General features: G+C 42.2%; 11 protein-coding genes and 4 pseudogenes. 10 read left to right on the top strand and 5 right to left on the bottom strand.

All coding sequences use genetic code 11. The features are described 5' to 3' along the window. Nucleotides 1-355: 355 nt before the first annotated feature. Together G7Y90_RS00395 and G7Y90_RS00390 are read right to left on the bottom strand one after the other, a co-directional pair. A complete protein-coding gene (locus G7Y90_RS00395; RefSeq protein ID WP_250163097.1) occupies nt 356-730 on the bottom strand; it encodes a DOMON domain-containing protein in 375 nt (124 codons plus the stop codon). Nucleotides 731-953: 223 nt separating this feature from the next. After that, nucleotides 954-1262: a YhbY family RNA-binding protein gene (locus tag G7Y90_RS00390; protein WP_045444184.1), complete on the bottom strand. Its 309-nt coding sequence runs from the start codon at nt 1260-1262 to the stop codon at nt 954-956. Between the two features lie 343 nt (nt 1263-1605). Here G7Y90_RS00390 and G7Y90_RS00385 point away from each other — a divergent pair. The 9 genes and pseudogenes from G7Y90_RS00385 to G7Y90_RS00350 all read left to right on the top strand — a co-directional run bounded on the left by G7Y90_RS00385 (nt 1606) and on the right by G7Y90_RS00350 (nt 9232). Beyond that, a pseudogene (locus G7Y90_RS00385) lies at nt 1606-2236 on the top strand (RlmE family RNA methyltransferase). A 400-nt stretch (nt 2237-2636) separates the two neighbouring features. Continuing rightward, nucleotides 2637-4526 (top strand): annotated as a pseudogene (gene ftsH / locus G7Y90_RS00380) (ATP-dependent zinc metalloprotease FtsH). A 238-nt stretch (nt 4527-4764) separates the two neighbouring features. After that, a complete protein-coding gene (gene folP / locus G7Y90_RS18735; protein ID WP_502937386.1) occupies nt 4765-5229 on the top strand; it encodes a dihydropteroate synthase in 465 nt (154 codons plus the stop codon). Next, on the top strand, nt 5208-5519 hold the full coding sequence (locus G7Y90_RS18730) for a dihydropteroate synthase (RefSeq protein WP_502937448.1): 312 nt from the start codon (nt 5208-5210) through the stop codon (nt 5517-5519). Before folP ends, G7Y90_RS18730 begins: the two co-directional genes overlap by 22 nt. An 82-nt stretch (nt 5520-5601) precedes the next feature. Continuing rightward, nucleotides 5602-5928 carry an FAD assembly factor SdhE gene (locus G7Y90_RS00370; RefSeq protein ID WP_250163096.1) on the top strand — a complete coding sequence of 109 codons (327 nt, stop codon included), beginning with the start codon at nt 5602-5604 and terminating at the stop codon, nt 5926-5928. A 238-nt stretch (nt 5929-6166) separates the two neighbouring features. Then, on the top strand, nt 6167-6436 hold the full coding sequence (locus tag G7Y90_RS00365; RefSeq protein ID WP_250163095.1) for a hypothetical protein: 270 nt from the start codon (nt 6167-6169) through the stop codon (nt 6434-6436). Nucleotides 6437-6734: 298 nt separating this feature from the next. Beyond that, on the top strand, nt 6735-7229 hold the full coding sequence (locus G7Y90_RS00360) for a hypothetical protein (protein ID WP_250163094.1): 495 nt from the start codon (nt 6735-6737) through the stop codon (nt 7227-7229). 11 nt (nt 7230-7240) lie between these two features. Beyond that, the gene (locus G7Y90_RS00355; protein ID WP_250163093.1) at nt 7241-7468 is read left to right on the top strand and encodes a YidB family protein; all 228 of its coding nucleotides are present in this window, start codon (nt 7241-7243) and stop codon (nt 7466-7468) included. A 310-nt stretch (nt 7469-7778) separates the two neighbouring features. Further along, nucleotides 7779-9232: pseudogene (locus G7Y90_RS00350) on the top strand (anion permease). 64 nt (nt 9233-9296) lie between these two features. Here the strand turns inward: G7Y90_RS00350 and G7Y90_RS00345 are convergent. The 3 genes and pseudogenes from G7Y90_RS00345 to trmB all read right to left on the bottom strand — a co-directional run bounded on the left by G7Y90_RS00345 (nt 9297) and on the right by trmB (nt 13405). Beyond that, nucleotides 9297-10376, bottom strand: coding sequence for a regulatory protein RecX (locus tag G7Y90_RS00345; RefSeq protein WP_250163092.1), 1080 nt, complete (start codon nt 10374-10376; stop codon nt 9297-9299). Nucleotides 10377-10473: 97 nt separating this feature from the next. Continuing rightward, nucleotides 10474-11525 (bottom strand): annotated as a pseudogene (recA, locus tag G7Y90_RS00340) (recombinase RecA). A 1028-nt stretch (nt 11526-12553) separates the two neighbouring features. Then, entirely contained in the window at nt 12554-13405 is an 852-nt protein-coding gene (gene trmB / locus G7Y90_RS00335; protein ID WP_250163091.1) for a tRNA (guanosine(46)-N7)-methyltransferase TrmB, read from the bottom strand. Nucleotides 13406-13703: 298 nt separating this feature from the next. Here trmB and G7Y90_RS00330 point away from each other — a divergent pair, with 298 nt between their 5' ends. Beyond that, on the top strand, nt 13704-14045 hold the full coding sequence (locus G7Y90_RS00330) for a hypothetical protein (protein WP_250163090.1): 342 nt from the start codon (nt 13704-13706) through the stop codon (nt 14043-14045). Nucleotides 14046-14056: the final 11 nt, after the last annotated feature.

Below are 14056 nucleotides of genomic sequence, written 5' to 3'. Positions count from 1 at the left end.
GAGTTAAAGCTCAAATTTCGACCAGTGGCTACGATTGTGAAAGTCAGGCGGGGAGGCGTGGTTTGGGGCAAAATATAAAGCAATCTCACCAAACCATAAAATAACACAAGGATGTATTTGCTCAATCACAGTATTTGCGATGGTGTATTGCTTATTGGATCGTTGGATTACTGGTACATTAAAGCTGCGCTCATAATGATTAGGTTTATTTGCTAGTGATGGATCATTAAATGAAGAATTCTCCACGTACCTTAATGTTGGCTTTACATTATTTATCCAATTAATAGACGCGCGCGCTTGTCCATCAGCTGCATGTAAGGGTGTTGGTGGTAAGGTCGCAGGATTACGATAGCTTTCAAATTGATATAGCGCGAACGACGTCTGGATTGGCATTAATCTCGATATAGGGCGTTGCCTTTTGAGCATCTGTTAGATTTTCATCATTTATCAGACGACCAGCGATAAAACACTCAAGGCAAGTCTCTTCCCACAAGTAATCATCGAATCTTACTTGCGCTTGCTGCCACACTGACCAGTTTAGCTGCTTTGCTAGCAGTTGGTTGGGCAGGGTGAGTTGATAGGTTAGCTGTAAGTATAGTGATGGCTGTCGAATAATCTGAGCACGCACCTTTATACAGATGCGCTGCAACTCATCCACTGTTACACCCAGTTGCTGCGCATCGTTTACTATGGTTTCGGTGGCCACATAGAGATTGAATGATTGATTCATAAGTTAAGACCCGACAATGAAAATATAGAAGTAACTATAAGAAAAATTGTACCGACTAAGCGAGCTAATATTACACGCTAAGTAAATCTAAAACGAGCAGACAACATAAAAGCCGCGAGCAAGATGCATCGCGGCTTTTACATTTATCGTCGCCATGTGGCTATGATTTGAGTTGATATGGCATACCATACCATCACTCAAACCAGCTGGTCATCACATATTATTATGCATGACGTGCTAAATTAGACAATTTTGGGTTGGCGTTTGGATTTTTACGTAGTAACAATGCCATACGACCAATAGAATGAACCAAAGACGCGTTAGCCGCTTTGGCAAGTTCCGCACCGATGACATCGCGCTCTTCTTTTGTGCCAGCAGGCAGCTTTACTTTGATGAGCTCATGATCTGATAGCGCGCGATCAATCTCTTCAGTAATGGTTGGGGTAATACCTTTGTTGCCAATCATGACGATAGGTTTGAGGTCGTGACCAATGCCTCTTAGGCGTTTGATGGTAGCGTTATCGAGTTGCATAGAATTCCTAGGTGTTGGTAAAAATAAAAGACAGTGCTATTAAGAGCAGTTGACGACCATTATAGATAATCTGTGGTCATCTTGCATGAGATCAGCAGGATTTTGCACGATTTTACGTGATGAAAATGTTAAACTGAATGTTTGGGCACATTATAAACGCTACTGTCTGATAAATCAGTGTTTTAACCAATAGAATTTAGTCAGTTTAAGACTGCAAATGTATAAAAATCTTGATTGATAGCATATTCGAATGAATTTAAACCATATCGAAAGTGCTTCATAAATCTTTTAGCTACTTCAGTAATATGTATGAATGTTTTGCAAAGCAATAGGAGCAGGTATTTTGGCCACGCGTATCGAAAATAAAAAACTGTCAAAGAGTAGTAGCGCTTGGATGAAAGAGCATATTGACGATCATTATGTGCAAAAAGCGCAAAAAGATGGCTATCGTGCCCGTGCCGCCTATAAACTATTAGAAATTAATGAAAAGACCAATATTATTAAAAAAGGCATGACGGTTGTAGATTTGGGCAGTGCTCCAGGCAGTTGGTCTCAAGTGGCAGGTCAGCTAGTAGGCGAAAAAGGCATTTTGATTGCCTCTGATATTCTGCCGATGGATACATTGCCTGATGTGACCTTTATTCAAGGCGACTTTCGCGAAGCAGAAGTGTTTGATGCGATCATGGCAGAGGTTGGTGATAGGCAGGTCGATGTAGTGCTGTCCGATATGGCACCAAATACGGCAGGAAACAGCGCAATCGATCAGCCACGTATGATGTATTTATGCGAGCTGGCAGTGGACTTCGCGCTTGCAACCTTACCAGAAGGTGGCGCACTTATTATGAAAGTGTTTCAAGGTGAAGGCACAAGAATTACGCAAGCAGATGCAGCAGGATTTTAGTAAAATCCGTAGTATTAAACCAGGTGCGTCACGACCACGGTCAAAAGAGATGTTTTGGATAGCGATTAAATAATCATAACGTCGTTATTCACAGCCATTGTAAGCGAGATAATGTGTCACCATAACATAGTCTCATGAGCGTATTGAACTCGCTACAATCGTTAACTGAATAATAGCGAAACCTGCTTGAATTATGCAGGTTAGCACCACATATCATGGTATATTAACTTTGTTTCAAGCATATGTTTTAGGCAAAGTCGTCTGACAATAAGCGCCTGATGTGCTCATCTACGATAGATATATAGGTCATTGATATTTATAACTTGTGAAAACAGTCCCCATGCAGCATTTGAGTTGTATGAGTCTGACTTATAAATTTTGGCTATGAATATATTTACTAAAAAATGAGCGGTACGTTTATAGACGTCACGTGTTTAATAAACACACCAATAAGTAAGGGATGGGAATAACTAGTGAGCGACATGGTAAAAAATACCTTATTGTGGCTGGTGGTAATCGGCGTTTTGGTGCTGGTGTTTAGCGGCTTTGACCAATCATCCGAGCCGGATAGCCTTAACTACTCTGAGTTTGTGACCGCCGTGTCAGAAAACCAAGTAGCCAGCGTTGAAATCGATGGCGAGCAAATCACCGGCGAAAAGAAAAATGGTTCATCATTTGAGACCATTAGACCAGCTGTGTCAGATGATGAGCTCATGCCATTGCTGCGTGAGAACCAAGTCGAAGTCCAAGGGACTGCCCCAAAACGCCAAAGCGTCTTGATGCAATTACTGATAGCCAGTTTCCCAATTCTATTGATTATTGGTCTGTTTTTATTCTTCATGCGTAACATGCAAGGTGGCGCTGGCGGTAAAGGCGGTGGCCCTATGAGCTTTGGTAAATCCAAAGCCAAAATGTTGACTGAAGACCAAATCAAGGTGAACTTTGAAGATGTGGCTGGTTGTGAAGAGGCCAAAGAAGAAGTGGTCGAAGTGGTCGAGTTTTTACGCGACCCTGATAAATTTACCAAGCTTGGTGCGACGATTCCACGTGGTATCTTAATGGTTGGCCCTCCAGGTACCGGTAAAACCTTGTTAGCAAGAGCCATTGCTGGTGAAGCTAAAGTACCGTTCTTCTCTATCTCAGGTTCCGATTTCGTTGAGATGTTCGTTGGTGTCGGTGCATCACGTGTACGTGACATGTTCGAACAGGCTAAAAAGAGCGCGCCTTGTATCATTTTTATTGATGAAATTGATGCGGTCGGTCGTCATCGTGGCTCTGGTATGGGCGGCGGTAATGATGAGCGTGAGCAGACACTGAACCAATTATTGGTCGAAATGGATGGTTTTGAAGGCAATGAAGGCGTGATCGTCATTGCCGCGACCAACCGTGCGGATGTGCTTGATAAAGCGCTATTGCGTCCAGGTCGTTTTGACCGTCAGGTACAAGTAGGATTGCCAGATATTAAAGGCCGTGAGCAAATTCTTAAAGTGCATTTGAGAAAGCTGCCGAATACTATCGGTGTGGATGCCAATGCACTGGCTCGCGGTACGCCTGGATTTAGTGGTGCGCAGCTGGCCAACCTTGTCAACGAAGCGGCATTGTTTGCAGCACGTCGCAACAAGACCAGCGTTGATATGAATGACTTTGAAGATGCAAAAGACAAGTTATATGGGTCCTGAGCGTAAATCAATGGTCATTCGTGAAGAGGAGCGCCGTGCGACCGCTTATCATGAAGCAGGTCACGCCTTAGTCGCTGAGCTACTACCAGGTACCGATCCTGTGCATAAAGTAACGATCATGCCGCGTGGTTTTGCGCTTGGGGTTACTTGGCAGTTGCCAGAGCATGACCAAACCAGCATGTATAAATCAAAAATGCTGAGCGATATTGCTATCTTATTCGGCGGTCGTATCGCTGAAGAAGTCTTTATCAATCAAATGTCGACGGGTGCTTCTAACGACTTCGAACGTGCAACCAAGATGGCCCGCGCCATGGTAACGAAGTACGGTATGTCTGATGCGCTTGGTATTATGGTTTATGAAGATGAGGACAGCTCGCAAGGCTATTTTGGCTCTAGCAGTCGTACGATTTCAGAAGCCAGCACAAAAGGTCGATGAAGAAGTTCGCCGTATGTTAGAGGAGCAATGATATCGCGCGTGAATTGATTGAAGGTAATCAAGAAAAAATGCATGCGATGGTAGATGCCCTAATGAAGTGGGAAACGATTGACCGAGATCAGTTGCAAGATATCTTAGCAGGTGAAGACCCACGTCCACCTAGAGTCTATCAGCACAACGAAGTCAACTTATCGAAGAATGATATTAAAACAACCAACTCAACACCGCCACCGTTACCAGCGATGTAGTTATTAATTGATTCATATTCAAAAAAGCCCTTTATCATAAAGGGCTTTTTTTTTGTCCATATTTCGTGAAGGGTTTAGTACAGAATAGAGTTTACTGGTATCATAAGCACAACGCATAACAAGCAGTCTGCAATAATTAGAATGTTTTAATGAGAGATAATTTGGTTATGTCCTTATTTCAGCCCTTACCAGCATATCAAGTCGTGATAAAACACTAGATCTATCGCAGCCTCATATTATGGGTATTCTTAATGTCACACCCGATTCGTTTTCAGACGGTGGACAGTTCAATGCGGTAGATAAGGCTGTTGCGCATTGTCAGCAGATAGAAGAGGGCGCGACTATTATCGACATTGGCGGTGAGTCTACTCGCCCCAATGCGAATGCTGTGGGCACGTCTGAAGAGCTGCAGCGTGTTGCGCCAGTGGTTCGAGCCATCCGCCGGCATTGCGGGGAGGATATTTGGCTATCCGATACCAGTAATCCAGAGGTTATGAAAGCGGCTTTTGACGCTGGTGCTGATATTTGGAATGATGTACGCGCACTCAAACGCGAGGGTGCAGCAGTACTAGCGGCTGAGCTTGATATACCCATCATGCTCATGCATATGCGCGGTGAGCCAACAACGATGAATAATTTGGCACAATATGACGACATCATTAGTGACGTAAGGGCTGAGCTATTATCGCGTATGACGAAGTAACAGGAATCGGTGTTAAGCGTGAGAAAATTATTATCGATCCAGGCTTTGGTTTTGCTAAAAATTATGAGCATCATTGTGCACTATTAAGCCAGCTTGGCAGGCTACAAGCGCTTGGTTTACCGATGATGTTTGGCATTTCGCGCAAACGTTTTTTAGCGGAAGTATTGAGCAAGAGTGGCTTCGAAGTCGTTGCTACTACCAACGCGGTAGATCGTGATGTGGTAGGTACGGCAGCTGGTATCTTTGCCCTACAGCAAGGCGCTGGCATTATACGCATAATGTGGCGATGATGCAGCAAGCAGTCGCCTTATGGCGTCAATTATCTGCGCATAATTATCCTTAATCCCAATTTAAAATAATGAGAGTACTTTTATGACCACCCCGATTCAGCCAGAACCAACCAATGAACAGCGCCGCATTATCTATCAAGCACGCCGCGGATTAAAAGAGTTAGACTTTTATATTGACCTTTATGTCAAAGAGATTTACTTAACGGCAGAGCCTGCTGAACAAGAGACGTTTGCAGAAATGCTGACTCATGAAGACCCTGATTTGTTGGATTATTTCACCAATCAAAATCGTCCAGAAAATGAAGAAATATGGGCGTTAGTCAATAAAATTAAGACATGGCGTCATAACCAAAGATTTGACTTAAAAACTGATTTAGATATAAAAAATGTTTGTCTAGAGCTGGTATAGCTAGGCCTAAGTAACATAATGGTCTGCCGTTTTTTTTTGGTGATAAAATATGACCTTGCAAATTCGTTGCGTATTGATACGGCTATTTGGCCTGCCAGCTATTTTGCGTTTGCTGCTTTATAGTGGGTTGACCGTCGTCATGGTTGTACTGGCATGCTCGCTTCTTTATTGTTATGGCAATATGTGCTTATTTTAATCGTTACCACCCGAAACCCGCTCGGCCGCGGTGATTATTTATTTGACATTATCACGACCCATACTGCTGCACCTTAGCCAACCACCACTTAGTCATCGTGTTGAGCAGCATTGGCAGCTACTGCTCCGTACGGGTCGCGGTGATGAGCTATGGCAGGCACAATTAATCGCTGTCTCTGGATATCGATGGGCGATAAGCTTTGAATTCAATGTTATAGAGCCTTATCAGCGCTCTTTATCAGTGACCATCTTTCGAGATCAAGTGAGCCCTGAACAATGGCGAGAGTTGAATATTTTGGCTAGATTGTATTGAATACTTATAAATAGTACTTATTAGTACCATGGTTGAATGTTCAATATGCCTAACATAAACGCCGAAAATACGAGTTGAGGTAGTATTTTTTATAGCGCCCAATGAGCGGTTTTTTCCACGAATTTACGAACGCCTACATGTCATAACAAAACACCTATCTGGATAGCGAAAGAGATTTGTTATATTGCAAGAGAATTATGAATCGCATAAGTAAATCAAGCTGTTGCTTAATATAAATTAGCAGCGAAGTTTTTAGCGGTTTATAGATAATAAATAATATGACAAAAAGGAATCGAGAATGAGCTTATTAGGGAATTTGGTTAGTCAGGTGGCCCGTCGTGCGATGGATCCTGAAGATGCGCAGCGTAATCCTGTAAATCAACGCATTGATCCACGTCGTACAGGTGGTCTTGGGGATATATTGGGTAGCGTGCTCGGCGGTGGTAGTCAAACTGGAGGCTACAATCCACGCCAGTATGATCGTCAGCCAGACAATGGTTTTGGCTTAGATGATATTCTCGGTGGGTTAACAGGCGGTGGACTCACTGGTGGCAATCAACGTGGCGGCGTCAATTCTAATGCCGGCGGTCTTGGAGACATATTAGGCAGCGTATTGGGTGGTCAAGCCATGGGTGGTCAAACGAGAAAATCTGGATTCGGTGGTAAAGGTATGCTAATCGCTGCACTTATGCCAATGGTACTAAGCTGGATCAAACGCAATGGCGGCTTGAGTGGTGCATTATCAAAAATCACAGGTTGGGTTATAAAACCAAGCGCGTTCTTGGATGAGTAACCAACAAGACAATGACAACCTTGATCCAAATGATCAGTCAGTTATTCGATGAAAGTGAAATTCAGCAGGTTGCAGTACATACTGGTGCTAATGACGTAGAAGTCCGTCAAGGTCTTGCTGAGTTGCTGCCAGAAGTAATGAATCAGCTGACACCAAGTGGCAATTTAGATAATGAATCTGAAGCCAATGAAGAGATTGATCAAATCATCAATCAGCTATCTAGGCGATTAGTGCGTTAAAATAAATTTATTTTTAAAGAAAGTCGCAACGGTTAATGCCATAAAGTTAATCTATAAAAAAGAGTACGTTATCCAACGTGCTCTTTTTTATGGCTGTTAGTTTAACCCTACTATTGGTACTCTATTACTGAATATTTACTCTTTATTCTAAATAGATATGTTAAAAATGGTGAATAATAGAAAAATAATTCTATAAATCTTATAAGATGGTCATATGATTCATTGAGTCTTTTGTCGCAGTGGCTACTTTGATGATCCTTTATATAATATGACTGCGTGATGGTATAAGCATTTATAAGGATAGTTAATCATGCCATTTAAGCCTATTCAAGCAGCGGTTGCCATTTTGGTCGGCTTGATCATTTGGTTTGTGATACCTGTGCCTACTGGCGTCACCCCTGAAGCATGGCACATGCTGGCGTTATTCATCGCCACTATTGTCGCCATCATCGGCAAAGTATTACCCATTGGTGCCATTGCTATCGTTGCCGTCACCCTAGTCGCACTTACAGGCGTGACTAGTGATAGCCCAGCACAAGCCATTAGTGATGCATTATCAAGCTACTCAAGTCCGTTGATTTGGCTAATTGGTATTGCAGTTATGATATCGCGTGGCTTGATAAAAACGGGTTTGGGTCGACGTATTGCCTATTATTTTATTTCTATTTTTGGTAAAAAACCATCGGCGTGGCTTATTCTTTGACTGCGGCTGAATTGATGATAGCACCCATTACGCCCTCCAATACGGCGCGTGGCGGCGGTATTATTCATCCTATTATGAAGTCTATCGCGCAAAGCTTTCATTCGACGCCAGAAGAAGGCACTCAAAATAAGATTGGTCGTTATTTGGCGATGGTGAACTATCATGCCAACCCGATTACTTCTGGGATGTTTATCACGGCTACTGCGCCCAATCCTTTGGTTGTAGATTTGGTGAATAAAGCCACAGGCGGTGATATTCAGCTGTCATGGACCACATGGGCAGTGGCGATGTTTGTACCTGGCATGCTATGTCTGCTTATGATGCCATTAGTCATTTATATAATTTATCCACCTGATGTTAAAATCACGCCCGATGCAAAAGGTTTTGCCAAGGAAAATTTGGCAGAAATGGGAAAATAAGTAGCCAAGAAAAAATCATGCTCGGGGTATTTGCTCTGATGCTGTTATTGTGGGCGAATATTCCCGCATTGATGTTAGGTGAGCAATATAGCGTTGATGCTACCACCACAGCATTTATTGGTTTGACGACCTTAATATTGACTGGGGTACTGACTTGGGACGATATTTTAAAAGAGAAGTCAGCATGGGATACCATTATTTGGTTTGGCGCCCTTATTATGATGGCCGCTTATCTTAATAAGCTTGGACTGATAAGCTGGTTCTCTGGCAATATCGAATCGATGATTGGCACGACTGGGCTTGGCTGGATAGGGGCTGTGACTATTTTGACCCTAGTATACTTATATATCCATTACTTCTTTGCTAGTACCACGGCTCACATTACTGCACTATTTGCAGCATTTTATGCGGTGGGTTTAAGCTTGGGCGCACCGCCGATGTTATATGCGCTTATCTTAGCCGCAGCGGGCAATATCATGATGACGCTTACGCATTATGCAACTGGTACTGCGCCAGTCATTTTTAACTCTGGCTATGTGACGTTAAGAGAGGTGGAGTATTGGCGCAATAATGAGTGTGGTCAATTTAGTTATTTGGATCGGTGCTGGTTTGATTTGGTGGAAAGTGCTCGGCTATTATTAATAGATCGCTCAAGTCATATTGTTTTATGTACAGATGGATGTATTTAAAAAAAGGTGAGGGTGGGTTAAAAGCGCTCATCTAATGTGTCTAATGTATAATTGAGCGCGGCAAAACAGATATCGCTCTGAAAGCCTCGATATTGCAAAAACCGTAGCTGCTTTGCTTTGTCTTTTTGTTCAGTGGGTATGTCATCGCCGTACTTCTTAGTGCGGGCTGTGACCGCCAGTTTGAGCCAATCGACACCATCTACCAGATTATCTGCACTATCATCTACAAACTCCCTAAACTCTTCTGACTCTGCATTTGCCATATCGATTAACTCATCGATATTACTGGGCATGGTAATTTTTTTACGATAAAACTCCTGCTTGATACGTCCGCGTCCCCGACCTTTACGGATATTTTCACGAATGAGCATGAGCGTCGTGCGATAATCACTTTGGTAGCCTTTTTCTTCAAACTCATCGAGTAGCGCATCAATTTTATCTAAGGCTTGCTCTTTATCAATAAGCTTTTGCTTAAGCTCAGCCTTGCCGTACTCACGGCGCGATAAATAATAAAAAGCTAACCAACGCAAGCGGCTTTCGGCTTTGATCTCATCTATTTCTGCTTGTCGTTGTTCAGGCGTGCGCAAATAGGCTTTAAGAGCAGCAGGTAGGTTATCCATCTGACTGTCGACTGTGCTGTGCGCAGAAGTGTTGGTAATGGCAGCATCGGTTGTATACTGTGATTCTTTGTTAAATTCATCATCAGTAGCCGTGCTATCGTCTGGTTCATCATGAATATTTTGTTTAACTTCAGCCAGCATCTCTTTGATACTTTGCGCTTCTGGTTGCTGATAAGCAGGCACGTCACTAGGCTCAGGGCTAAAGTTAGCCGCTGGGTGAAAACGCTTTTTACGTTTCTTAGTTTTAGCAGGATTTTTATTGGTAGAAGAGTGAGCCTCAACGGATTCTACTGAAAAGTCAGCATCGTCAGATAATGAATGGTCTTCATGATAGTAAGTTGAATGCTTGCGCGTCTTAGTTGTTTTTTTTAGGATTGCCTTGATAGGAATGCTGAGAAAATTTGGAGGATTCAGAGTGTTTGGAAGATTTGGACGGTTTTTTTGATTTGATAGTCGGACTACTCGCTGAATCGGCATCGGATTCAGCGAGTATTTCAGCTAAGGTTTTAATGTTCATAACAATTTAATTTTCATAACAAGTCATGATTATTAATAGCGGTGAATAATTGCGCCGTTATTGTACAGGTTCAGAAACCAACGCTTCATTGGCTTTATCTTCGGCTTTGGCTTCTTTCTTTGATCCAAGCTTTTCCTCGCGAATTTTAGCTTCGATTTCTTGCGCAATCGCAGGGTTTTCTTTTAAGAACAGTACAGAATTGGCTTTACCTTGACCGATTTTTTCGTCGCCATAGCTATACCAAGAGCCTGCTTTGCCAACTGCACCAATTTCAACACCCAAGTCAATCACTTCGGCTAAGTGGTTGGTACCTTCACCATAAGTAATTTCAAACTCTGCTTGGCGGAAAGGCGGTGCCATTTGTTTTTGATGACTTTGACACGGGTTTGGTTACCGATGATTTCATCACCATTTTTGACCGCACCGATGCGGCGAATGTCCATACGAACTGAGGCGTAAAACTTAAGCGCGTTACCACCAGTCGTAGTCTCAGGGCTACCAAACATAACACCAATCTTCATACGAATCTGGTTGATAAATACCACCATACAGTTAGAGCGTTTGGCGTTACCAGTGATTTTACGTAGGGCTTGGCTCATAAGCCGTGCTTGCAAACCCATATGTGAGTCGCCCATCTCGCCTTCAATCTCTGCGCGCGGCGTCAAGGCAGCAACTGAGTCAATAACAATCATATCAACCGCCCCAGAACGCACAAGCATGTCGGTAATTTCAAGCGCTTGCTCACCATTATCAGGCTGAGAAAGCAATAGCTCGTCAGTATTCACGCCAAGCTTACGCGCATAAACTGGATCTAGTGCATGCTCAGCATCAATAAAGGCACAGACACCGCCCTGTTTTTGACACTCTGCAATCGCTTGTAGCGTCATGGTCGTTTTACCTGAGCTTTCTGGGCCATAAATCTCTACGATACGGCCTTTTGGTAGACCACCAATGCCAAGTGCAATATCCAGACCCAACGAACCTGTTGATACTACATCGACATCCATAATAGCTGAGTCGTCACCTAAATGCATGATGGTATTCTTACCAAACTGCTTTTCGATTTGACCGAGTGCTGCTTTAAGGGCTTTGGCTTTATTGTCGTCCATACTGGATTCCTTGTCTTCAATCATTGGTTAAAACTATAAATTTGGTATGATAAATAAAATGTTTGTAACTACGAAGGTTAACGGCTCAATAGTGCTGATGGCTATCTAAATAATAGGCAGCGTTCGTTCAATGTCTATCTAGGATGAATGGGTTAGGGTGCCGATGGTGTAGACAGTAATATAGGATATATCACTCTACTATACAGTAAAATCAAATAACGATAAAAGTAAAATTAAGTTCATAATCAGTGCCAACAGATGTAATTTGTAGGTAAAATTATGCTCGTTAAGCCTTAACTGTTTTCTAAAGTGCGGTTGATTAGATAAGATGATTATAACAAAAACCAAGGAGCATATAGAGGATTCAATGATGCTAAACGACACTAACTGTCGCATTGTATATAAGTGATAACTTGTGTAATCTAGTTGCTGAATACATCCTATTTTTGGATAGGATAATGTCGCCCTTTGTCAATAGCATTAAAAGTTGTCCACAAGAAATAAAGCGTCTAAATTTAGCTTTTGTGAAACATCAGTGAGGATTAATTTAATTTAAAAATATATTAAAAAAAATTACAGTATTATGAAATGCCATTTAACTTACTGATTTAAAAGGTTTTTTAAATTGTATAAAAAATGAACGATTTTACCTCATCCTTTGAGCTATCTAGGGAAATTGTTGTCAAGTGCGTACTTATGCACAGGGTTATCCACAGCTTATGGGGAGAACTCATGAATCCCTTATACTATCAATGTTTGAGTAGATAGGTAACCTGTGAGTGTGGCGCTGGAATATATTTTTTACCCCTATATGTAGCATTATCAATTTAAAAATTCTATGAAAATAGACTATGTTTCACGTATTAAAAAAATTTTTTATTTTTAATAAAAATACTTATAGCTTGTCCATTAAGGGTTGTAGCTGAAAAAAATCAAATAATATTGTCATTAGATAATTTGCAAGCACAAAAAAGCGGCTAAATAATTTAGCCGCTATACAGAAGTCACCGAAGATAAGTGAGCCGAATCTAATCTTTGATATAGATTAAATCCCAAACGCCATGTCCACTATTTATACCGCGGCGCTCAAATTTGGTCATTGGACGAAAGTCAGGGCGGTCGGTGAAGTTACCTGCGCCTGCTTGATTGGTTAAACCAGTAAAACCGTCTAAAACTTCAACCATCCAAAAGGCATAATGCTCCCAGTCGGTTGCGGTATGGAACCAGCCGCCTTGCTTTAGACTACGAGTCACAATCGCCATACGTTCAGGGCTGACGAAGCGGCGCTTGTGATGGCGCTTTTTTTGCCATGGGTCAGGGAAGTAAAGCTGGATACGATCAATATGGTTTTCTGGTAGTTGCTTGAGCAGTTGAATAGCGTCACCGTTAATGATTTTGACGTTATTTAAATTTTGCGTACCTGCTATATAGGCGCATTTACCGATGCCTGGCTCGTGCACTTCGACACCAACGAAATTGCGGCTAGGTTCTGCTGCCGCCATCTCAATGAACGAATCACCCAGTCCAAAACCGATCTCTAAAGTAAGCGGTGCTTCACTACCGTTAGGGCTATCAGCGAATAGCGTTCGTAGATTGTCAATACCATCAAGATTGCCATCACCGAAACTGTTATTGACCAGGTACTCAGAAAATTCTGGCGCGGTTAGTGCCAGTTCGGCATTTTTATTCATGTGCGTACGTCGTTTCATAAAAGTATTGACGATACGTAGATGTTTGCTTTCTTCAGTCTTACTCTCATTACTAATACTGGCTTCAATGTCAATATCAGTATTGCTTTCGGTGTTAGTGCTGAGGACTTTTTGCTCATCAGTAGTATTCGTACTATCGATGTTATCATTAATATCAGGATGTTGACTCATAGGATTGACAAGGCTTAATAAAATGGGTGATGTATGCTTATTATAAGTTAAATCTATACAGCTGTGAACGCACAATCCTTTTTTAATATTGTTATCGCTGATCCAGCATAAAAGAGTGAAAGCGTTGACCTTGTTTGACGTATCACATATAGATTGCCATTCGGCTGCCTTGACGCTCTTTTACATTGAATTAGCGGTATTTATCTGTCGTTTTACTGTTCTGCACATCGGTTTTGGCGTTATCATATAAAGTGAGTAATGGATTTAAATTTTTCTTCATCGTTAATAGGGGTCATCTATGCTATTTATCGAGACGGATTCGCCGCCCCCTTTTTACCAAGAACAGCTGACTCCTGCTAAGCGTACACAACTTGATAAATGGTTCATCGGTCACCGTAGCCCAGTATTATCTAAAACGCTTTGGAGCAGTTCGATGCACAAGGTTATCTTTCGCCAAAATGGCATGGGCAGCATTTTTGTGACGTTTCCTTGGCTCCTCTATCGCAAACGCTATATGGATGCGATGTCTATAGCGTGGCTGGCTGGTCGTTTATTCAGCTCAGTGGCACTGGTATTGGTTGCGTTTGAATTTTTGGCAATGTCCTTCATCCTGATGCTTACCAGATGGCGACACGCATAGGTATAGCCGCG

Origin of the sequence: Psychrobacter sp. WY6 (assembly GCF_018448495.1) — a bacterium.
Taxonomy (GTDB): Bacteria; Pseudomonadota; Gammaproteobacteria; order Pseudomonadales; family Moraxellaceae; genus Psychrobacter.
The sequence above is the reverse complement of the archived record's forward strand: the minus strand, read 5'-3'. Positions and strand labels throughout refer to the sequence as shown.

Excerpts from the sequence above, each read along its gene's own strand:
- G7Y90_RS00345 (WP_250163092.1), bottom strand. The coding sequence starts at position 10,376 with ATGCCGATTCAGCGAGTAGTCCGACTATCAAATCAAAAAAACCGTCCA.
- G7Y90_RS00330 (WP_250163090.1), top strand. The coding sequence starts at position 13,704 with ATGCTATTTATCGAGACGGATTCGCCGCCCCCTTTTTACCAAGAACAG.
- folP (WP_502937386.1), top strand. The coding sequence starts at position 4,765 with ATGGGTATTCTTAATGTCACACCCGATTCGTTTTCAGACGGTGGACAG.
- G7Y90_RS00390 (WP_045444184.1), bottom strand. The coding sequence starts at position 1,262 with ATGCAACTCGATAACGCTACCATCAAACGCCTAAGAGGCATTGGTCAC.
- G7Y90_RS00395 (WP_250163097.1), bottom strand. The coding sequence starts at position 730 with ATGAATCAATCATTCAATCTCTATGTGGCCACCGAAACCATAGTAAAC.
- G7Y90_RS00355 (WP_250163093.1), top strand. The coding sequence starts at position 7,241 with ATGACAACCTTGATCCAAATGATCAGTCAGTTATTCGATGAAAGTGAA.
- G7Y90_RS00370 (WP_250163096.1), top strand. The coding sequence starts at position 5,602 with ATGACCACCCCGATTCAGCCAGAACCAACCAATGAACAGCGCCGCATT.
- trmB (WP_250163091.1), bottom strand. The coding sequence starts at position 13,405 with ATGAGTCAACATCCTGATATTAATGATAACATCGATAGTACGAATACT.
- G7Y90_RS00360 (WP_250163094.1), top strand. The coding sequence starts at position 6,735 with ATGAGCTTATTAGGGAATTTGGTTAGTCAGGTGGCCCGTCGTGCGATG.